The sequence below is a fragment of the Streptomyces sp. NPDC008150 genome (genome assembly GCF_042956945.1).
GTDB lineage: Bacteria > Actinomycetota > Actinomycetes > Streptomycetales > Streptomycetaceae > Streptomyces.
Genome location: NZ_JBIBHJ010000007.1, coordinates 224,552 through 242,781 on the forward strand (window position 1 = coordinate 224,552; position 18,230 = coordinate 242,781).

The 18,230-nt window shown below is 74.6% G+C and carries 18 protein-coding genes; 12 read left to right on the plus strand and 6 right to left on the minus strand.

Annotation, left to right across the window (positions count from 1 at the left end):
• Positions 1 to 5: 5 nt before the first annotated feature.
• Both ACFZA0_RS19460 and ACFZA0_RS19465 read left to right on the plus strand, forming a co-directional pair.
• Positions 6 to 1,340: a family 10 glycosylhydrolase gene (locus ACFZA0_RS19460; RefSeq protein WP_391018157.1), complete on the plus strand. Its 1,335-nt coding sequence runs from the start codon at positions 6 to 8 to the stop codon at positions 1,338 to 1,340.
• A gap of 289 nt (positions 1,341 to 1,629) precedes the next feature.
• Entirely contained in the window at positions 1,630 to 2,217 is a 588-nt protein-coding gene (locus ACFZA0_RS19465) for a histidine phosphatase family protein (RefSeq protein ID WP_391018160.1), read from the plus strand.
• A 42-nt stretch (positions 2,218 to 2,259) separates the two neighbouring features.
• Here the strand turns inward: ACFZA0_RS19465 and ACFZA0_RS19470 are convergent, their stop codons facing one another.
• Positions 2,260 to 2,751: a DUF6314 family protein gene (locus tag ACFZA0_RS19470; RefSeq protein ID WP_391018163.1), complete on the minus strand. Its 492-nt coding sequence runs from the start codon at positions 2,749 to 2,751 to the stop codon at positions 2,260 to 2,262.
• A gap of 296 nt (positions 2,752 to 3,047) precedes the next feature.
• Between ACFZA0_RS19470 and ACFZA0_RS19475 the strand changes: the two genes are divergently transcribed.
• From ACFZA0_RS19475 to ACFZA0_RS19515, 9 genes are all read left to right on the plus strand, one after another.
• Positions 3,048 to 4,571, plus strand: a complete 1,524-nt coding sequence (locus ACFZA0_RS19475; protein WP_391018165.1) for an amidohydrolase family protein — start codon at positions 3,048 to 3,050, stop codon at positions 4,569 to 4,571.
• Positions 4,572 to 4,756: 185 nt separating this feature from the next.
• The gene (locus ACFZA0_RS19480; protein ID WP_391018168.1) at positions 4,757 to 5,665 is read left to right on the plus strand and encodes a LysR substrate-binding domain-containing protein; all 909 of its coding nucleotides are present in this window, start codon (positions 4,757 to 4,759) and stop codon (positions 5,663 to 5,665) included.
• A gap of 75 nt (positions 5,666 to 5,740) precedes the next feature.
• On the plus strand, positions 5,741 to 6,391 hold the full coding sequence (locus tag ACFZA0_RS19485) for a glyoxalase (protein ID WP_391018171.1): 651 nt from the start codon (positions 5,741 to 5,743) through the stop codon (positions 6,389 to 6,391).
• Between the two features lie 158 nt (positions 6,392 to 6,549).
• Positions 6,550 to 6,963: a hypothetical protein gene (locus ACFZA0_RS19490; protein WP_391018174.1), complete on the plus strand. Its 414-nt coding sequence runs from the start codon at positions 6,550 to 6,552 to the stop codon at positions 6,961 to 6,963.
• 220 nt (positions 6,964 to 7,183) lie between these two features.
• The gene (argC, locus tag ACFZA0_RS19495) at positions 7,184 to 8,212 is read left to right on the plus strand and encodes an N-acetyl-gamma-glutamyl-phosphate reductase (protein ID WP_391018176.1); all 1,029 of its coding nucleotides are present in this window, start codon (positions 7,184 to 7,186) and stop codon (positions 8,210 to 8,212) included.
• On the plus strand, positions 8,209 to 9,360 hold the full coding sequence (gene argJ, locus ACFZA0_RS19500) for a bifunctional glutamate N-acetyltransferase/amino-acid acetyltransferase ArgJ (RefSeq protein WP_391018179.1): 1,152 nt from the start codon (positions 8,209 to 8,211) through the stop codon (positions 9,358 to 9,360). The genes argC and argJ overlap by 4 nt, the downstream gene beginning before the upstream one ends.
• Positions 9,357 to 10,325 (plus strand): acetylglutamate kinase, encoded by a 969-nt coding sequence (gene argB / locus ACFZA0_RS19505; protein ID WP_391018181.1) that lies wholly within the window; start codon positions 9,357 to 9,359, stop codon positions 10,323 to 10,325. Before argJ ends, argB begins: the two co-directional genes overlap by 4 nt.
• Entirely contained in the window at positions 10,322 to 11,548 is a 1,227-nt protein-coding gene (locus ACFZA0_RS19510) for an acetylornithine transaminase (RefSeq protein ID WP_391018184.1), read from the plus strand. The genes argB and ACFZA0_RS19510 overlap by 4 nt, the downstream gene beginning before the upstream one ends.
• A 7-nt stretch (positions 11,549 to 11,555) precedes the next feature.
• Positions 11,556 to 12,092, plus strand: a complete 537-nt coding sequence (locus tag ACFZA0_RS19515; RefSeq protein ID WP_391018186.1) for an arginine repressor — start codon at positions 11,556 to 11,558, stop codon at positions 12,090 to 12,092.
• A gap of 235 nt (positions 12,093 to 12,327) precedes the next feature.
• On the opposite strand, the gene ACFZA0_RS19520 is transcribed toward ACFZA0_RS19515, so the two are convergent.
• The 5 genes from ACFZA0_RS19520 to ACFZA0_RS19540 all read right to left on the minus strand — a co-directional run bounded on the left by ACFZA0_RS19520 (position 12,328) and on the right by ACFZA0_RS19540 (position 16,882).
• Positions 12,328 to 13,065, minus strand: a complete 738-nt coding sequence (locus ACFZA0_RS19520; protein WP_391018690.1) for an FAD:protein FMN transferase — start codon at positions 13,063 to 13,065, stop codon at positions 12,328 to 12,330.
• Positions 13,066 to 13,141: 76 nt separating this feature from the next.
• Positions 13,142 to 13,954: an FMN-binding protein gene (locus tag ACFZA0_RS19525; protein WP_391018188.1), complete on the minus strand. Its 813-nt coding sequence runs from the start codon at positions 13,952 to 13,954 to the stop codon at positions 13,142 to 13,144.
• Positions 13,955 to 13,988: 34 nt separating this feature from the next.
• A complete protein-coding gene (locus tag ACFZA0_RS19530; protein ID WP_391018191.1) occupies positions 13,989 to 15,371 on the minus strand; it encodes a ferric reductase-like transmembrane domain-containing protein in 1,383 nt (460 codons plus the stop codon).
• A gap of 112 nt (positions 15,372 to 15,483) precedes the next feature.
• Positions 15,484 to 16,185 carry a L,D-transpeptidase family protein gene (locus tag ACFZA0_RS19535; protein ID WP_391018195.1) on the minus strand — a complete coding sequence of 234 codons (702 nt, stop codon included), beginning with the start codon at positions 16,183 to 16,185 and terminating at the stop codon, positions 15,484 to 15,486.
• A gap of 79 nt (positions 16,186 to 16,264) precedes the next feature.
• On the minus strand, positions 16,265 to 16,882 hold the full coding sequence (locus ACFZA0_RS19540; protein ID WP_391018198.1) for a pyridoxamine 5'-phosphate oxidase family protein: 618 nt from the start codon (positions 16,880 to 16,882) through the stop codon (positions 16,265 to 16,267).
• A gap of 123 nt (positions 16,883 to 17,005) precedes the next feature.
• Here ACFZA0_RS19540 and ACFZA0_RS19545 point away from each other — a divergent pair, with 123 nt between their 5' ends.
• On the plus strand, positions 17,006 to 18,199 hold the full coding sequence (locus ACFZA0_RS19545) for an argininosuccinate synthase (protein WP_391018201.1): 1,194 nt from the start codon (positions 17,006 to 17,008) through the stop codon (positions 18,197 to 18,199).
• The last annotated feature ends 31 nt before the right edge of the window (positions 18,200 to 18,230 follow it).

Genomic DNA, 18,230 nt, shown 5'->3' on the forward strand with positions numbered 1-18,230 from the left:
GTCGTATGGGCGGCGTTTCGCGGCGGACGGCGGCACTGGGCACGCTCGCAGCGCTCGCCTCGGCGGGCGGTGTCACGGCCGTACGGGCCTGCGCCGCGAACGGGGCGGACGGCCCCCGGGCCTCCCGTTCCGGTTCCGGTTCCGTTCCCGCCGCGGGGGCGGGCGGCTCCGGCGGCCGGAGCGCGGCCCCCGAGATGCGCGGAGTGTGGCTGGCGACCGCGAGCAACCGCGACTGGCCCTCCCGTCCCGGGCTGACCGCGGACCGCCAGCGCGCCGAGCTGATCGCCCACCTCGACACGGCGGTCGCCCGCCGCCTGAACACCGTCGTCCTCCAAGTACGGCCCGCCGCCGACGCGTTGTGGCCCTCCCCGCACGAACCGTGGTCGCAGGTCCTCACCGGCACGCAGGGCGGGAACCCCGGCTGGGATCCGCTCGGCACCGCCGTCACCGAGGCGCACGCGCGGGGCCTGCACCTGCACGCCTGGTTCAACCCGTTCCGGGTCGCGGACCACGCCGACCCCGGCCGGCTCGCGGCCTCGCACCCCGCGCGCACCCACCCCGGCTGGGTGGTGCCGTACGGCGGGCGGCTCTACTACGACCCCGGGCTGCCCGAGGTCCGCGACTTCGTCGTCGAGGCGATGCTCGACGCGGTGCGCCGCTACCCGGTCGACGCCGTCCACTTCGACGACTACTTCTATCCGTATCCGGTGCCCGGCCAGACCTTCGACGACGACGACACCTACGACCGGTACGGCGGCGGCCACCCGAACCGGGCCGACTGGCGCCGCGCCAACATCGACGCGCTGATCCGGCGGACCGCGACGGGCGTGCGCGAGGCGCGGCCCGGCACCCGCTTCGGCGTCAGCCCGTTCGGGGTGTGGCGCAACGAGGCGACCGACCCGCTCGGCTCCGACTCCCGCGCGGGCGTGCAGACCTACGACGACGTCTACGCGGACACCCGGAGGTGGGTGCGCGAGTCCTGGATCGACTACGTCGTGCCGCAGCTCTACTGGAACATCGGGTACGGGCCCGCCGACTACGCGAAGCTGCTCGACTGGTGGGCGGGGACCGCCCGGGGCAGCGGGACCGCGCTGTACCTGGGCGAGGCGCTCTACAAGGCCGGTGCGGCCGGCCAGCCGGCGGCCTGGCGCGATCCCGCCGAACTCTCCTCGCACCTGGAACTGGCGCGGGGTGTGCCCGAGGCGGGCGGGCACGTCTTCTTCGCGGCGACGGAGGTGGCCGCCGACCGCAACGGCGCGATGGCCCGGGTCGTCGCCGACCACTACGGCACGGCCGCGCCCGCGCCCACCGCCGCGCCCACCGCTTCGGCGCCGGGCTGAGCGCGGGCGCCGGCCACCCTGGGTCACCGCCGGTCGCCGTCGCGTGTACGGACCGATCCGGCCGAACTCGCCCGGACGGGCGCCGCTTTCGGCCGCCGTCCCGCGTTGCGGGCGGGACGGAAGGGGCGGACGGGGACACCGGGCGGTGCGGGCGATGGCGCTGGGACGGGAGTGCCGCGACCGGTGCGCACAGGACCTGCGCCGGTCTTCACCAAATGCTTTCCTCTTTCAACCAAGTCACAGTCAACAAGCCTTGACCTGGCCACTTTTGTCGGAACACGATCGCGGCATGGCACTTCGGGTCACGTTCGTCGCCACCGCGCGCAGTTCCCCGTTGCTCGCGGAGCGCTTCCAGGACGACCGCCCGCTCGACCAGGCCGGCTGGGAGGAGGTCAGGCGCGCCGCGCACCTGCTGGTCCCGCTCGCCGCCGCCGAACTGCGCTACTGCTCGCCGACCCCCCGCAGCCGCACCACCGGGGACGCCCTCGGCTACGCCCCGCTCCTCCAACCGGCCCTGCGGGACTGCGACATGGGGCGCTGGCGCGGGCTGACCCTGGGCGAGGCGATGGCCCGCGAACCGCAGGCGGTGGACGCCTGGCTGGCCGACCCGCGCTCCGCCCCGCACGGCGGCGAGTCGCTGCTCGCGTTCATCACCCGGGTCGGCGGCTGGCTCGACACCCGGCCGCCCGGCGCCGAGGTGCGGATCGTCGCCGTCGCCGAACCCGCCGTGATCCGCGCCGCCCTCGTCTACGTGCTCAGGGCGCCGCCGACCGCGTACTGGAACATCGACGTCCAGCCGCTGTCGACGGCCACCGTCACCGGCGGGGCGGGCCGCTGGACCCTGCGCCTGGACGGCGAGACGGGCGTGCTCCGCTAGGGACCCGGGCGGCTGGTGTCCGGGTCGCGCGGGGCCGGTCCGTCAGCCCGCCCGCGTGTACTCGGTGACCATGAGCAGGTCCTTGGCCGGGCCGGCCACCCGCCACACGGTCCGCCAGTGGTCCGCGTCCCGGACGGTGAACTCGCCCCGGTACAGGTCCGCCGAGCACGGGTGGTCGGCGACGTGCCGGCCCGTGCTGAGGTCCAGGTCGTGGAAGGGCCGCCCGTCCGCGAACCGGACGTCCACCGTGCCGGGCTCCCGGCCCCGCAGGAACCGCAGGGTGCGCAGCGCGGGGCGGGCGACACCGCGCCAGACGAACGTGCCGGACTCCTCGTGCAGCAGCCCGTCGCCGTCCGGCGCCCCGGCGGGGTCCGGCGCCCCGGCGGGGTCCGGGGTGCCGAGGGGGCCGAACACCGTCTCCCCGGAGAACTCCCCGTCCTCGCCCGCGAGCAGGTCGCGCACCGTGCGCCGCACCGTCCACCGGCCGGCCAGGTACGCCGGGGTGTCCGCCACCGGCCAGTACTCGTCGCTCACGTCCGCTCTCCGTTCCGTACGCCGAGGGACCCCGGGCCCCCGCCCCTCTGTCTAACATCCGCGCCGGGCCGCCCACGACCCCCGGGGTACCGGGACGGGGCCGATGCCCTCTGGAGCGCGCGGCACCCGGGGTGAGAGTGTCGCCCGGGGCGCGACACACGCGGGCGGCCCGGCACCCCCGGCGGCCCGCGGGCGCCCGCACCGGACGCACCCGCACCGGACGCACCCGCACCGCCGACCAGCCGCACGCCGACCGCCGCCTCCCCGAGGCCGCGCGCACCAGCCGGAGTCGCCCCATGACCAGCACCGCGCCCAGGACCGCAGCCGCCCGCCCCGCCGCCCCGCCGCTCGTGCTGACCCGCGCGCGGCTCGGCGCGGGCGGCCCGCCCGTCTCGCTGCGGGTGGACGGCGGCCGGATCACGGCCGTCGTCCCCGCCGCCGAACGGCCGCCCCTGCGCACGGGGGAGCGGGTGGTCGACCTCGACGGGCGCACCGTGCTGCCCGGCCTGCGGGACGCCCACGTGCACATGACCCAGTGGGCCGGCACCCGCCGCCGTACCGACCTCTCGGCGGCCCGCTCGGCACGGCAGGCCGCCGACGCCGTGGCCGCCGCGACGGCCGGCCTGCCGCCGGGCGAGATCTTCCTGGGGTGCAACTTCCGTGACGGCCTGTGGCCCGACGCCCCGCACCGGGACCTGCTCGACGCGGCAGCCCCCGGCCGGCCGGTCGCCCTCGTCGGTGCCGACCTGCACGCGGTGTGGATGAACTCGGCGTGCCTCGCCCTGATCGGCGCCGACCACCCCACCGGGCTGCTGCGCGAGCAGGCCTGCATGGCGGCGCTCGCCGCGCTGCCCGAGGCCGACGAGGAGACCGCCGACCGGTGGGTGGCGCAGGCGTGCGAGGCCGCCGCCGCGCGCGGTGTCACCGGCGTCACCGACTTCGAGTACGCCGACAACCTCGCGAACTGGACCCGCCGTACGGCCGCCGCCGCGCCCGCCGTACGGGTCTCGGCGTCGGTGTGGTCCCAGCACCTGGAGAGCGCGATCGAACGCGGCCTGCGCACCGGCGACCCGGTGCCCGGTGCCGACCCCCTGGTCCGCATGGGCCCGCTGAAGATGATCACGGACGGTTCCCTGAACACCCGTACCGCGCTGTGCTACGACCCGTACCCGGGGCTCGCCGGCCAACAGGACGCCCACGGGCTGGAGTTGGTCCCCTCCGCCGACCTGGTCCGGCTGATGCGGCGGGCCGCCGCGCACGGCATCGAGCCCGCCGTGCACGCCATCGGCGACCGCGCGAACGCGGTGGTCCTGGACGCGTTCGCGGAGGTCCGCTGCCGCGGCCGTGTCGAACACGCCCAGCTCCTCACCCCCGCCGACGTGCCGCGCTTCGCCGAACTGGGGGTGACCGCCGGGGTCCAGCCCGAGCACGCGGTGGACGACCGGGACGTCGCCGACCGCCACTGGGCCGGCCGCACCGGCCGCGCCTTCCCGTACCGCGACCTGCTGGACGCGGGCGCCCGGCTGGAGTTCGGCTCGGACGCGCCGGTCGCTCCGCTCGACCCGTGGCGCGCGATCGCGGCGGCGGTGCACCGCAGCGCGGACGACCGGCCGTCCTGGCACCCCGAGCAGGAGATACCCGTGCGCGACGCGCTCACGGCGGCGTGCGGCGGCCGCCGCCTGGTACGGGTCGGCGACCGGGCCGACCTGGCGGTCGTGGACACGGACCCGCTCACCGCCGACGCGGCCGCGCTGCGCGCGATGCCGGTGCACGCGACGCTGCTGGCGGGGCGCTGGACGTACGGGGGGCCGGAGGACTGAGCCGCCGGCGCCCCCGGCGCTCCTCGCCGGTCGCCGCGTGCGCGGGCACGGTTGGCGGCAACCTGTCGGGCGACACGCGGTCGGCGCGGGCGGGGTGCGCGGGCCGTCCCGTGCCCGCCGAACAGCCGGTGACGCGGGCCGCGTCCGACGGCGCCGGTACGCCCGGCATGCCTAGCATCGCCGGTATGCGCCTGGACCTGAATCTGCTCGCCGCGCTCGACGCGCTGCTGGAGGAGGGCAGCGTCGCGGGCGCCGCCGCCCGGCTGCACGTCACCGCGCCCGCCATGAGCCGCACGCTCGGCCGCATCCGGCGCGCCACCGGCGACGAGATCCTGGTGCGCACCGGCCGCACGATGACGGCCACCCCGTACGCGCTCGGAGTGCACGCGCGGGTGCACGCCCTCGTGCAGCAGGCCGAGGACCTGCTCGCGCCGCGCCGGGACCTCGACCTCGCGGCGCTGGAGCGCACCTTCACCCTGCGCTGGAGCGACGCCCTCACGGCGACCTGCGGCCCGGTCCTGCTGGCCGCCGTGCGCACCCAGGCCCCCGGGGTGCGGCTGCGGTTCCTGGCGGAGGCGGGACCCGACGCGCCCGAGCCCCGCCCCGGCGAGGCCGATCTGGAGGCCGGGGGGCAGGAGCCGCTGCCGGAGAACCGTCACGAGCGCGTCGGCCAGGACCGCCTGGTCGTCGCGCTGCGCCGCGGCCACCCGCTGGCCGGGGGGCCGCTCACCGTGGACCGCTACGCCGCCGCCCACCACGTCACCGTCTCGCGCCGGGGCCGGCTGAGCGACCCCGTCGACGAGGCGCTGGCCGCGCTCGGACTGCGCCGCCGGGTGGTGGCCACGGTGCCCACCGCGGCCGCCGCCCTGCACCTGGCGTGCTCCACCGACGCGCTGGCGGCCGTTCCGGCCCTCGTCAGCGGCCCGCTGCTGACGGCCCTCGCCCTGCGCACCCAGCCCCTGCCGCTGGACGTCCCGCCGGCCCCGGTGCACCTGTCCTGGCACCGGCGCTACGAGGGCGACCGCGCCCACGCCTGGCTCCGCGAGCAGGCGCGCGCGGCGATCGGGACGGTGTGCGGAGCGCCGGGGCGCTGAGCCGCCCGCGCCGGGGCGCGAACCGGTCAGGATCGGAGAAGCGCGGGCGGCAGGGGCGCGCCTAGCGTGGAACGCATGACCTCCATCGCGTACGTCACCATCGAGGCGGCCGACCCCGCCGCCGCCCAGCGTTTCCACACCGCCCTCGGCGTCGACTCCCACGTACGGGCACGGGCTTCGCAGGAGCCGACGGCCGGCTTCCGCGGCTTCACGCTGTCCCTCACGGTCGCGCAGCCGTCCGTCGTGGACGCCTACTTCGCGGCGGGCGTCGAGGCGGGGGCGGAGATCCTGAAGCCGGCCGCGAAGTCGTTCTGGGGGTACGGCGGTGTCCTGCGGGCGCCCGACGGCACGATCTGGAAGATCGCGACGTCGACGAAGAAGAACGCGGGCACCGCGCCCCGCCGGTTCGAGGACATCGTGCTCCTGCTCGGCGCCGGGGACGTGCTCGCGAGCAAGCGGTTCTACGTCGGCCGCGGCCTGACCGTGGGGAAGAGCTTCGGGCGCAAGTACGTCGAGTTCGAGACCCCGGAGGGCGCCGGGGGCGCCGGTCCGGCCCCGGTGAAACTGGCGCTGTACGGACGTCGCGCCCTGGCCAAGGACGCGGGTGTCCCCGAGGACGGCTCGGGCTCGCACCGGCTGGTGCTGGGCGCCGACGCCGGCTCCTTCGCCGACCCGGACGGTTTCGCCTGGGAGCCCGCGGAGGTGACGTCCCCCGCGGCGTCCTGAACGGACCGCCGCGTAACGCTCCGGCGCGGTCAACTGCCGTCCCTGCCGGGCCCGTTGGACCGGTCGGTCCGGCGGGCCCCGGCACATGACAACCGTCATGGGAAAAGGTGTGCCAAAGACACTGGGGCCGGGACCCGCGCGGCCCCTACCTTCGTCCCATGACGAAGCCAGGCGGAAACGATCCGCAGCAGAGCGGGCCCGGCGAGAGCGCCGCGCCGAAGAGTGACGCGCCGAAGGGCGACCCGCAGAAGACCGACATCAAGGTGAGCCTCATCGGGGGCCACCGCCTCAAGGGCGAGACCCTGCACGAGCGCACGCTCACCGCGTCCCTGGTCGGCGGGGCGGACGTCGACCTCACCGACATCGCCATCCCCGACGGCGCGGAACTGCGCATCACCAAGCTGAGCCTGATCGGCGGCGTCAGCATCAAGGTCCGGCCGGACGTCGTCGTCGAGGTGCACGGCATCCGCCTCGGCGGCGTGAAGGACGACGGCCCGACCGTCCCCGGGGGCCCGACCGTCCGCGTCGACGCGTGGGGACTGCTCGGCGGGGTCAGCGTCACCCGCGCCTGAGCCACGGCGGCGGGCGGCGCGCTCCCCGGCGCGCCGCCCGCCCCCACCCCTGCGCCGCCCCGTCCCGTCCTGCCGCGCCCGGACGCCCCCTGGCCGACGGGCGCTCCCACCCGCGACAATGACGACGGCGGCACCACCGCCCCGCGCCGCGCGCCTCCCGGCATGGATTGCATAAAAGTGCATGGATACGTATAGTCATGCCATCCAAGAGGAGGGTTCCATGGCGGTACGTGCGGCAGTGGCGGGAGCGAGCGGATACGCGGGTGGTGAGCTGCTGCGTCTGCTCCTGACCCACCCCGGGATCGAGATCGGCGCCCTGACCGGCAACTCCAACGCGGGGCAGCGCCTCGGCGCGCTCCAGCCGCACCTGCTGCCACTGGCCGGCCGGGTGCTCTCCGAGACCACCCCCGAGGTGCTCGCCGGACACGACGTCGTCTTCCTCGCGCTGCCCCACGGGCAGTCCGCGGCGGTCGCCGAGCAGCTCGGCCCGGACGTCCTCGTCGTCGACATGGGCGCCGACTTCCGGCTCGCCGACGCGGCCGACTGGGAGCGCTTCTACGGTTCCGCGCACGCCGGCACCTGGCCCTACGGTCTTCCCGAACTGCCGGGCGCCCGCGCCGCGTTGGAGGGGTCCAAGCGCATCGCGGTGCCCGGTTGCTACCCGACCGCGGTCTCCCTCGCGCTGTTCCCCGCGTACGCGGCGGGCCTCGCGGAGAGCGAGGCCGTGATCGTCGCCTCCTCCGGCACCTCCGGGGCGGGCAAGGCGGCCAAGCCGCACCTGCTGGGCTCCGAGGTGATGGGATCGATGTCCCCGTACGGGGTCGGCGGAGTGCACCGGCACACCCCGGAGATGATCCAGAACCTCAGCGCGGCGGCCGGCGAGCGGATCTCCGTGTCGTTCACGCCGACCCTCGCGCCCATGCCGCGCGGCATCCTCGCCACGTGCAGCGCCCGTGCCCGCGAGGGTGTCACCGGCGAGGCCGTGCGCGCCGCCTACGAGAAGGCGTTCGCCGACGAGCCGTTCGTGCACCTGCTGCCCGAGGGGCAGTGGCCGGCCACCGCCTCCGTCCAGGGTTCCAACGCCGTTCAGGTGCAGGTCGCGCACGACCCGGACACGCACCGCATCATCGCGATCAGCGCCATCGACAACCTGACCAAGGGCACCGCCGGAGGTGCCGTCCAGAGCATGAACATCGCTCTCGGACTGCCCGAGGACACGGGCCTTTCCACGATCGGAGTCGCACCGTGAGCGTCACCGCCGCCCAGGGTTTCACCGCCTCGGGCATCGCCGCCGGCATCAAGTCGAACGGCAACCCGGACCTGGCACTCGTCGTCAACAACGGCCCCCGCCTCGCCGCCGCTGGCGTCTTCACCTCCAACCGCGTCAAGGCCGCTCCCGTCCTGTGGTCGGAGCAGGTCCTGCGCGGCGGCCAGGTGTCCGCCGTGATCCTCAACTCCGGTGGCGCCAACGCCTGTACGGGACCCAAGGGCTTCCAGGACACGCACGCCACGGCCGAGCGCGTCGCCGATGGGCTGGGACTGAACGCCGCCGAGGTCGCCGTCTGCTCGACCGGTCTCATCGGCACCCTGCTCCCGATGGACAAGCTGCTCCCGGGAGTCGACACGGCCGCGGCCCAACTCTCCCCGCACGGCGGCGAGAAGGCCGCCCTGGCCATCAAGACGACGGACACCGTGCACAAGACGTCCGTCGTCACCCGGGACGGCTGGACCGTCGGCGGCATGGCCAAGGGCGCCGGCATGCTCGCGCCGGGCCTCGCCACCATGCTCGTCGTCCTCACCACGGACGCCGACCTCGACGCCGCCGCGCTCGACAAGGCGCTGCGCGCCGCGACCCGCACCACGTTCGACCGCGTCGACTCCGACGGCTGCATGTCGACGAACGACACCGTGCTGCTGCTCGCCTCCGGCGCGTCCGGAGCCGTCCCGGACTACGACGAGTTCGCCGAGGCCGTGCGGACCGTCTGCGACGATCTGGGCCAGCAGCTGATCCGGGACGCCGAGGGCGCCAGCAAGGACATCAAGGTCGAGGTGGTCAACGCCGCGACCGAGGACGACGCCGTCGAGGTGGGCCGCTCGATCGCCCGCAACAACCTCCTCAAGTGCGCCATCCACGGCGAGGACCCGAACTGGGGCCGGGTGCTGTCCGCCATCGGCACCACCGCCGCCGCGTTCGAGCCGGACCGGCTGAACGTCGCCATCAACGGCGTGTGGGTGTGCCGCGAGGGCGGCGTCGGCGAGGACCGCGAACTCGTCGACATGCGCTACCGCGAGGTGCACATCGTCGCCGACCTCGCCGCCGGCACCGAGACCGCCACCATCTGGACCAACGACCTCACCGCGGACTACGTCCACGAGAACAGCGCCTACAGCTCATGAGCACTCCGACGCGCAAGCACACCGCGCTGCCCAAGGCCCGCATCCTCATCGAGGCGCTGCCCTGGCTGACCCGGCACAACGGCAAGACCGTCGTCATCAAGTTCGGCGGCAACGCCATGGTCGACGAGGACCTCAAGGCCGCGTTCGCCCAGGACGTCGTCTTCCTGCGCCAGGCCGGCCTCAAGCCCGTCGTCGTGCACGGCGGCGGCCCGCAGATCAGCGCCGCCCTCGACCGGCACGGCATCGTCAGCGAGTTCAAGGCCGGCCTCCGCGTGACCACCGAGGACGCCATGGACGTCGTACGGATGGTGCTCGCCGGGCAGGTCCAGCGCGAACTGGTCGGGCTGCTCAACCAGCACGGCCCGCTGGCCGTCGGCCTCACCGGCGAGGACGCGCACACCATCACCGCCACCAAGCACCGGCCCGAGATAGACGGCGAACTCGTCGACATCGGACGGGTCGGCGAGATCACCGAGATCGACACGGGCGCGATCGAGGCGCTGCTGGCCGACGGCCGCATCCCCGTCGTGTCGTCGGTCGCCCGCTCCCAGGACGATCACCATGTCTACAACGTCAATGCTGATACGGCGGCTGCGGCACTCGCTGCTGCTCTTGGCGCCGAAACCCTCATGGTCCTCACGGACGTCGAGGGCCTCTACGAGGACTGGCCGCACAGCGACGAGGTGATCAGCCGCCTCACCGCCTCCCAACTGGAGAAGCTGCTCCCGGAGTTGTCGTCCGGGATGGTGCCGAAGATGGAGGGCTGCCTGCACGCCGTCCGCAACGGCGTCAGCACCGCCCGCGTCATCGACGGCCGCGTCCAGCACTCGATCCTGCTGGAGATCTTCACGGACGAGGGCATCGGCACGATGGTCGTCGCCGACGAGCCCGACGAGCCCGACGAGCAGAACGACACCGCACGGCCCGGGAAGCCCGGGAAGCCCGAGAAGGGGGACGCCGCATGACCGCCACCGGTACCGACGAGGGAACCCGGAGCAACGACCGGCTCACCGAACGGTGGCAGGGCTCCCTCATGGACAACTACGGCACCCCGCGCCTGCCCCTCGTGCGGGGCGAGGGCGCCCGGCTGTGGGACGCCGACGGCAAGGAGTACACCGACTTCGTGGGCGGCATCGCCGTCAACGCCCTCGGCCACGCCCACCCCGCCGTCGTCGAGGCCGTGAGCCGGCAGATCGCCTCCCTCGGCCACGTCTCCAACCTGTTCATCGCCGAACCGCCCGTCGCCCTCGCCGAACGGCTGCTCCAGCTCTTCGGCCGCGAGGGCCGGGTCTACTTCTGCAACTCGGGCGCCGAGGCCAACGAGGGCGCCTTCAAGATCGGCCGGCTGACCGGGCGGAGCCACATGGTCGCCACCGAAGGCGGTTTCCACGGCCGCACCATGGGCGCCCTCGCCCTGACCGGCCAGCCCGCCAAGCAGACCCCGTTCCTGCCGCTGCCCGGCGACGTCACGCACGTCCCGTACGGCGACGCGCAGGCACTGGCCGCCGCGGTCACCGAGGACACCGCCCTCGTGATCATCGAGCCGGTCCAGGGCGAGAACGGCGTCGTCGTCCCGCCGCCCGGCTACCTCAAGGCGGCTCGGGCCATCACCGCCGCCACCGGCAGCCTCCTCGTCCTCGACGAGGTGCAGACCGGCGTCGGCCGCACCGGGCAGTGGTTCGAGTACCAGGCCCACGAGGGCGTCCTGCCGGACGTCGTCACCCTCGCCAAGGGCCTCGGCGGCGGCCTCCCGCTCGGCGCGACCGTGGCCTTCGGCCGCGCCGCCGACCTGCTGAGGCCCGGCCACCACGGCACCACCTTCGGCGGCAACCCGGTCGCCTGCGCCGCCGGACTCGCCGTCCTCGACACCATCGAGGACGAGGGCCTGCTGGAGAACGTCAAGCGGCAGAGCGAGAAGCTGCGCGAGGGCGTCGAGGCACTGGGACACCCCCTCGTCGCCCATGTCCGGGGCGCGGGCCTGCTGCTCGGTATCGTGCTCACCGAGCCGCTCGCCGCGCAGGTCCAGCGCGCGGCTCAGGACGCCGGCCTCCTGGTGAACGCGCCCGCCCCCGAGGTCGTACGGCTCATGCCGCCGCTCAACCTCGGCGACCGCGAGGTGGACGCCTTCCTCAGGGCGCTGCCCGGCATCCTGGACGTGGCCTGCGGGGACGGACGATCCGGAGAATGAAGCGACGATGAGCCAGGCCCAGGACAGCGGATACGCGGGACCGGCGGTGCCGCAGACCCGCACCGCGCGCCACCGCAGGATCGTGGACATCCTCAACCGCCAACCGGTGCGCTCGCAGAGCCAGTTGGCGAAGCTCCTCGCGGACGACGGGCTGAGCGTCACCCAGGCGACGCTCTCCCGCGACCTCGACGAGCTGAACGCCGTCAAGATCCGCAACAACGACGGCGACCTCATCTACGCGGTCCCCAGCGAGGGCGGTTTCCGCACCCCGCGCGCCCCGCTGGGGGAGTCCGCGAAGGAGGAGCGGATGCGGCGGCTCTCCGCCGAGCTGCTGATCTCCGCCGAGGCGTCCGCCAACCTGGTGGTCCTGCGCACCCCGCCGGGCGCCGCCCAGTTCCTGGCGTCGGCCATCGACCAGGCGGAACTGCACGACATCCTGGGCACCATCGCCGGTGACGACACGCTGATGCTGATCAGCCGCGACCCCACCGGCGGCCAGGCCCTCGCCGAGCACCTGCTGCGCCTGGCCCAGAACGACCACTGAGCGGCCGGCCCCGCCGGGTCCGGCCCGCTCGCGGAAGCGGGGCCCCGCCCCCGGGGCCCCGCCCCGGGCCCGGGCCCCCCCCCCCGGCCCGCCCCCCCCCCCCCCCCCGCGGGCCGCCCGCCCCCCCCCCCCCCCCGCCCCCCGGGGGGGGGGGCGCCCCCCCGCCCGCCGTACGGGCCCCGCCGCGCGGAGCGGGGCGGAGCACGGCGCCCCGCCGTCCCCGCGCCGCCCGGCCTCACCCCAGCAGTGCCGCCAGCCCCCGGGTGCAGTGGACCTCGTCGTCCGCCGTGATCAGCAGGGCCTCCGCGTCCGGCAGCGACTCCAGCCACCGCCGCGCCCGCCGCGATCCCATCGCGAAGGCGGCCGTCGCCCAGCAGTCGGCCCAGGTCAGCGAGGGTGCGACCACGGTCACCGACGCCAGGTCGGTGACCGCGGGCCGGCCGGTGCGCGGATCGCCGATGTGCTCGCCGCGCTCCGCCGTGCCCGACGTGGCCACGGCCAGGCCCTCGGCACCCGCCGCCGACACCACCGCCGCGAGCCCGCCGGGCCGCAACGGGTCGGCGACCCCGACCCGCCACGCCCGCCCGGCGCCGGGGGCCCCGAACACCTGGACGTCGCCGCCGCCGTTGACGCTCACCCCGGCCGCCCCGGTCCCGGCGAGCAGCCGCGCGGCGCGTTCCGTCGCCCACCCCTTGACGATCCCGGTCGGGTCGGGCGGGCCCCCGTACCGGACGCTGAAGAAGCCGTCGCTGCGCCGCTCCGCCTCCGCGCCCAGGGCGAACACCTCGGCGACCTCGGGATCGCAGTCGCCGAGGGCGAGTTCGCCCCGTGCCAGCCGGGAGATCTGGCTGTCCTCGCGGTAGGTGCTGAACACCCGGTCCACCTGGCGCAGTTGGGCCACCGCCCTGTTCAACCCGGCACGGACGGCATGCGGTTCGCCGCCGCGCACGTCGAACGAGAAGACGGTGCCCATCACTTCCGCGACGTGCCGTGCGACGTTGTGCGTCCGTGCCGTCGTCCCCGCCGGTGCCGCCGGCCCGGTCGCGGTGTCAGACACCGGCCTGGTCCAGGGCCGACTGGAGCGACTTCTTGTAGCCGCCGCTGGTGTAGGTGGCGCCCGACACGGCGTCGATGTCCGCCGAACCGGCCGCCACCGCCTCCTTGTTGAGCGTCGGCACCGCCATCGCGGTGACCTGGTCGCTGCGTCCGCCGGTCGGTGTCCGCACCGCCTCGGCCTTCGTGATCCTCCCGCCGCTGACCGTGACGCGGACCTGGACCGGACCGTAGTCGGTCTGGACGAGCCTGCCCGTCACCGTCCGGGCCCGCGCGGCCGGAGGCTTCGCCGGGCCGCCGCCCGCCGAGGGCGACCCGGTGGCTCCCGCCGCACCGGACGGCGCCGTCCTCGCCTTCGCCCTGTCCAGCGCGGACTGGAGCGACTTCTTGTAGCCGCCGCTGGTGTAGGTGGCGCCGGACACGGCGTCGATGTCCGCCGAACCGGCCGCCACCGCCTCCTGGTTGAGCTTCGGTACCGCCATGGCGCTGACCTGGTCGCTGCGTCCGCCGCTCGGCGCCCGCACCGCCTGCGCCATCGTGATCCGCCCGTCCCGGACGGTCAGCCGGACCTGCACGACCCCGTACTGGGTGGTCGTCGCGTCCCCGGTCACCGTCGTGACCCCGGCCGCCTCGGCCGCGCCCGCGGCCGACGGCTCGACGGTGGCCGTCACCGACGGCGCCGGCCGCGCGTCCGACGCGGAACCCGCCGAGGCCGGGTCGGACCCCGGCTTCAGCGACAGCAGCAGCACGATCCCGGACACGGTGGCGGCGGTGGCGAGCACCGCGCGCCGCAGTGGATGGCTCTTCATCTGCGGAACTCCCAACGAGCTTCGGTGCCGTCGCTCACATCGCGAACGACTCGTGATGGATGCGGCGGGCCGGAACGCCCGCGCCGCGCAGGGCCTCGTAGACCGACTGCGCGAACCCGGGCGGCCCGCACAGGAAGACGTCGTGCCGGTCGATGTCCGGCATCTTGCGGCGCAGGGTGTCCGCGGAGATGTCGGGCCGCTCCCCGCCGGGACTGTTCACCGCGTACATCAGCCGGGCGCCGCGCTCGTCCGCGATCTCCGCCAGCTCGTCCCAAAGTGCCAGCTCCTGCGTGCTGTTGGCGCGGTAGAGCAGCGTGAGGTCGCCCGCCGCGCCGGGCAGCGTTTCGAACAGCGCCCGCATCGGCGTGATCCCGACGCCGCCCGCGATGAGGAGCACCTTGCCCCGGCTGCGCCGGGCGGCCGTCAGCGCCCCGTACGGACCCTCGGCCCACACCCGCGTGCCGGGCCGCAGCCCGCGCAGCATGGCGCTGTGGTCGCCGATCGCCTTCACGGTGATCCGCAGCATGTCGGGGCGGGGCGCCGCGGACAGCGAGTACGGGTGGGAGGAGAACCGCATGCCGCTGGTCAGGAACCGCCAGCGGAAGAACTGGCCGGCCTCGGCGCCCATCCGGTGCAGCCGGTGGCCGCCGATCAGCACCGAGACGATCCCGGGCGCCTCCTCGACGACGGCCTCGACGCGCATCCGGTGCCGCAGGTTCAGCCGCACCGGGGTGACGACCCGGTACCAGAGGGCCAGTGCCGTCACGGCCCCGTACAGCCCGTACCAGACGGTCTTCGCGAGCGGCGCGACCGCGAAGTCGTTGCCGGTGGACAGCTGGTGCCAGAACGTCAGGAACACCGCCGCGTACGTCAGCAGGTGCACGTGGTACCAGGTGTCGTACGGCATGAGGCGCCGCACCGGGCCGATCGAGACGCATCCGACGACCACGAGGAGGCCCGTGCCGATCGCGGCCTTGCCCAGGTCGGGCAGGGTCCGCACCGAGTCGACGGTCTGCCCGACGATGTCGCCGGGGCCCCTGCCGGCCTGCGCGGCGTAGCCCCACATGGTGAGCAGGACGTGCGCCAGGACCAGGCTGATCGTGTAGCGGCCGCTCATCGCGTGCCAGCGGGCGACCCGGTCGGAGCCCACCCGCCGTTCGAGCGCGGGCACCCGGGCCATCTGGAGCACCACGAGCGCGATCAGGTACCCGGCGAGGAGGCCCGTGATCCGGCCGGCGTTCAGGATCATGCCGCCGTTCCCGGTGATCGCCGGGGTGTTCGACCACCAGAGCCAGAGCACCCCGGCGGCGCCCGCGCCGACGGCGAGCAGCAGCAGGGTCGCCGGGGAGCGGCGCGGGCGGATGCGGCGCATCGTCTGGCGACGGGCGGCGCGGCCGCCTGCGAGCGTGCTGGTCACGGTTCCTCCGGTGGGACGGGTCCCTTGGCCCACAGATACGGGCCGGGACACCGGAGCGTTCACGGCCCGCCGGGTCGGGTGCGCCCGCCGCCGCCCCGGGCGGGCCGCCCGGTCAGTACCTGGTGAGCGCCGTCGCGCCGCCGCTGGTGCCGATCGCGATGTGCGGCGCGCGGGCGGGGTCGGCCCAGGCGAGGATCCGGCGCATCGCGTCGGCCGGCACCGACACACAACCGGCCGTCGCGGCACGGCCGTTGACGTGCAGGAAGATCCCGGCGCCGCGACCGCGCACGGGCCGGTCGTAGTTGAAGCCGATCACGAGCGCGTGCGCGTACTGGGTCGGGTAGGTGACCAGGTGCTCGGCCTCCGCGGCCCGGCAGTCCGCGGGACGCGGTTCCGTCCACCGGTTGTAGGAACGGGAGTCGTTGTCCTGGCACCACCAGGAGTCCTGGTGTACGCGGCGGTAGGTGCTCCGCGTGCCGTCGGGCGCGGCCTCGGTGCCGAACGCGTACGGCAGGTCGTAGAGCCCGGTGGGCGTGGTGTTGGTGCCCTGCTTGCGCGTCGCGCCGTCCGCGAGCCCGTTGGCGCCGAACCGCGCGGGAGCCGAACCCGCCTTCACCCAGGCCCCGTTGACGCGGTCCCACCAGTCGAGGGTGCCGGAGGTCGCGCCCGTGGACGGTGCCTCGGCGGTGATGAGCTGGCTGCCGCCGCCGGTGTCGGCCAGCCGGCCGGGCAGCGGGGCCGGGCCGTCCGGGGCCGGGGCGAGCAGGGACACGGACGCGGCGAGGGACACGGCGACGGCGGCGGCGAGGTGCATGGACCGGACGTTACGGCCGGGCACCGGCCCCGGCAGCCGGGGTGGGCCGTACGGGCGGGCGGTGCGCGGCGCGGTGCGTTCAGTCCGGCGTGCCCGGTGCCGGGTGCGCGGGGGCCGGCACGGGCGGCAGCGGGAGCGGGAGCCCGGGGAGGCCGTCGATGCTGGTGGCGATGTGGTCCTTCTTGGCGAAGTACGCGCTCAGGGAGGCGTCGTCCTCGCGCGCGAAGCGCTTGCCGTGCAGCTCGCGGTCGTCGTCGTAGGTCATGTGGGGGACCGCGTAGCCGCAGCTGTCGCGCACCAGGTCCGCCGTGACGACGATGACGGCGCGCAGTCCGTGCGGGTCCGGGTCGATGTCCGGGAAGCGGGCCAGCAGCGCCGCGAAGCGGGGGTCGTCGCGCAGGACGGCCTCGCCCCGGCCGTGGACGCGCACGATGTTCGGCGGCCCCTGGAACGCGCACCACATGAGGGTGATCCGCCCGTTCTCCCGCAGGTGCGCGATGGTCTCGGCGTTGGACCCCGCGAAGTCCAGGTAGGCGACGGTGTGTTCGTCGAGGACGGCGAAGGAGCCCGTGAGTCCCTTGGGGGAGAGGTTGACGGTGCCGTCGCCCGACAGGGGCGCGGTCGCGGTGAAGAACAGCGGCTGGGCCTCGATGAACGCGCGGAGCCGGCCGTCGATGCGCTCGTACGTTTTTCCCATGCGGCCCATTGTTCCGGGCCGGGCCGGGGCCGGCGCGGGTGTTTCGAAGGGTGGAATTGACGAACCATGCAGAGTCCTGCATACTCATGCATGTCAGCTAATGCACTGTGAGGGAGAAAACCCGTGACCGAGCGCGTCGTACTCGCCTATTCCGGCGGACTGGACACCTCCGTCGCCATCGGCTGGATCGCCGAGGAGACGGGCGCCGAGGTCATCGCCGTTGCCGTGGACGTCGGCCAGGGCGGCGAGGACCTGGACGTCATCCGCAAGCGCGCCCTCGCGTGCGGCGCGGTCGAGGCCGAAGTGGCCGACGCCAAGGACGAGTTCGCCGAGGAGTACTGCCTCCCGGCGATCAAGGCCAACGCCCTCTACATGGACCGCTACCCGCTGGTCTCCGCGCTCTCCCGGCCGACGATCGTCAAGCACCTCGTGGCCGCCGCCCAGAAGCACGGCGCCTCCACCGTCGCCCACGGCTGCACCGGCAAGGGCAACGACCAGGTCCGCTTCGAGGCCGGCATCGTCGCCCTCGCCCCCGGCCTCAAGTGCATCGCCCCGGTCCGCGACTACGCGATGACCCGCGACAAGGCCATCGCGTTCTGCGAGGAGAAGAACCTCCCGATCGCCACCACCAAGAAGTCCCCGTACTCCATCGACCAGAACGTCTTCGGGCGCGCGGTCGAGACGGGCTTCCTGGAGGACATCTGGAACGCGCCGATCGAGGACATCTACGAGTACACGCAGAACCCGGCCACGCCGCGCGAGGCCGACGAGGTCGTCATCACGTTCAAGCAGGGCGTCCCGGTCGCGATCGACGGCAAGCCCGTCACGGTGCTCCAGGCCATCCAGCAGCTGAACGAGCGCGCCGGCGCCCAGGGCATCGGCCGGATCGACATGGTCGAGGACCGTCTCGTCGGCATCAAGTCCCGCGAGGTGTACGAGGCTCCGGGCGCCATCGCCCTGATCACCGCCCACCAGGAGCTGGAGAACGTCACCGTCGAGCGCGAACTGGCCCGCTACAAGCGGCAGGTCGAGCAGCGCTGGGGCGAACTGGTCTACGACGGCCAGTGGTTCTCCCCCCTCAAGCGCGCCCTGGACGGCTTCATCGCCGAGGCCAACCAGCACGTCTCCGGCGACATCCGGATGACCCTGCACGCGGGCACCGCGGTCGTCACCGGCCGGCGCTCGGAGTCGTCGCTGTACGACTTCAACCTCGCCACCTACGACACCGGCGACTCGTTCGACCAGGCCGCGGCCAAGGGCTTCATCGACATCTACAGCCTGTCGTCGAAGATCGCCGCCAAGCGCGACCTCGGCTGACGCCGCCGGGGCCCCGGGCCCCGTCCCGCAC

Coding starts and splice junctions, on each gene's coding strand:
- ACFZA0_RS19460 (WP_391018157.1), top strand. CDS start 6: ATGGGCGGCGTTTCGCGGCGGACGGCGGCACTGGGCACGCTCGCAGCG.
- ACFZA0_RS19465 (WP_391018160.1), top strand. CDS start 1,630: ATGGCACTTCGGGTCACGTTCGTCGCCACCGCGCGCAGTTCCCCGTTG.
- ACFZA0_RS19475 (WP_391018165.1), top strand. CDS start 3,048: ATGACCAGCACCGCGCCCAGGACCGCAGCCGCCCGCCCCGCCGCCCCG.
- ACFZA0_RS19480 (WP_391018168.1), top strand. CDS start 4,757: ATGCGCCTGGACCTGAATCTGCTCGCCGCGCTCGACGCGCTGCTGGAG.
- ACFZA0_RS19485 (WP_391018171.1), top strand. CDS start 5,741: ATGACCTCCATCGCGTACGTCACCATCGAGGCGGCCGACCCCGCCGCC.
- ACFZA0_RS19490 (WP_391018174.1), top strand. CDS start 6,550: ATGACGAAGCCAGGCGGAAACGATCCGCAGCAGAGCGGGCCCGGCGAG.
- argC (WP_391018176.1), top strand. CDS start 7,184: ATGGCGGTACGTGCGGCAGTGGCGGGAGCGAGCGGATACGCGGGTGGT.
- argB (WP_391018181.1), top strand. CDS start 9,357: ATGAGCACTCCGACGCGCAAGCACACCGCGCTGCCCAAGGCCCGCATC.
- ACFZA0_RS19510 (WP_391018184.1), top strand. CDS start 10,322: ATGACCGCCACCGGTACCGACGAGGGAACCCGGAGCAACGACCGGCTC.
- ACFZA0_RS19515 (WP_391018186.1), top strand. CDS start 11,556: ATGAGCCAGGCCCAGGACAGCGGATACGCGGGACCGGCGGTGCCGCAG.
- ACFZA0_RS19520 (WP_391018690.1), bottom strand. CDS start 13,065: ATGGGCACCGTCTTCTCGTTCGACGTGCGCGGCGGCGAACCGCATGCC.
- ACFZA0_RS19525 (WP_391018188.1), bottom strand. CDS start 13,954: ATGAAGAGCCATCCACTGCGGCGCGCGGTGCTCGCCACCGCCGCCACC.
- ACFZA0_RS19535 (WP_391018195.1), bottom strand. CDS start 16,185: ATGCACCTCGCCGCCGCCGTCGCCGTGTCCCTCGCCGCGTCCGTGTCC.
- ACFZA0_RS19540 (WP_391018198.1), bottom strand. CDS start 16,882: ATGGGAAAAACGTACGAGCGCATCGACGGCCGGCTCCGCGCGTTCATC.